Below are 603 nucleotides of genomic sequence, written 5' to 3'. Positions count from 1 at the left end.
CTACAATGGCTGCACGCTAATACAGACAGTGGCATAACCCCCAATATCACCGCTGACGGCTCTATATGTCTTATAACATTACTTAAGTTTAGTAATGGTTTTTTATACGAAAAAATAGCCCAGTGGGACATACGTTACCCTTACTTAGACCAGCAACCTATATCGCTGATTAAAGCACTTGCCCCCTATTACCAGTTCACTAATTTCCTTGAAAAAATGCAACTTATTAGCATCGCTTTTAATAAATAAAAACCTAAAAAAAAGAACGTTATGAACACAGAGAACACCCCAGAGAGAAACAACGAAAACCTAAAAATGATTACAACATTTTCAATTACCTTGTACGAAATTGACGAAGACCTCCAAAGAATAATCATAGAGCGCGACCAGAGTTTTAAAGGGCTTGCCGATATAGCACAAGCCTTAATCAATAATGCCGACAAAGCATTCGTGCGTTCTGCGGTTGCAACAATGGCAACAATAGTCGAAGCGTTTAAACAATACACCAAAGAATAATGATACAAGCCCACACCATACAAGTAAACCTAAAACCAGAGATAATAGCACAGATAGACGACACTGCTATCGCACACCTGCATATTA

Annotated in this window: 2 protein-coding genes; both read left to right on the top strand. The window is 38.5% G+C overall.

Annotated features, from left to right (window positions below):
* Positions 1–249 (top strand): hypothetical protein (locus tag HMPREF9074_RS12300; protein ID WP_198133038.1); only part of this gene is annotated, 249 nt, incomplete at its 5' end.
* Between the two features lie 21 nt (positions 250–270).
* Positions 271–516 carry a hypothetical protein gene (locus HMPREF9074_RS02580; protein WP_009389730.1) on the top strand — a complete coding sequence of 82 codons (246 nt, stop codon included), beginning with the start codon at positions 271–273 and terminating at the stop codon, positions 514–516.
* Positions 517–603 lie beyond the last annotated feature (87 nt).

It is taken from the genome of Capnocytophaga sp. oral taxon 329 str. F0087, assembly GCF_000213295.2.
Classification (GTDB): Bacteria; Bacteroidota; Bacteroidia; order Flavobacteriales; family Flavobacteriaceae; genus Capnocytophaga; species Capnocytophaga leadbetteri_A.
Note: the sequence above shows the minus strand (reverse complement) of the source record. Positions and strands in the feature narration are given on the sequence as shown.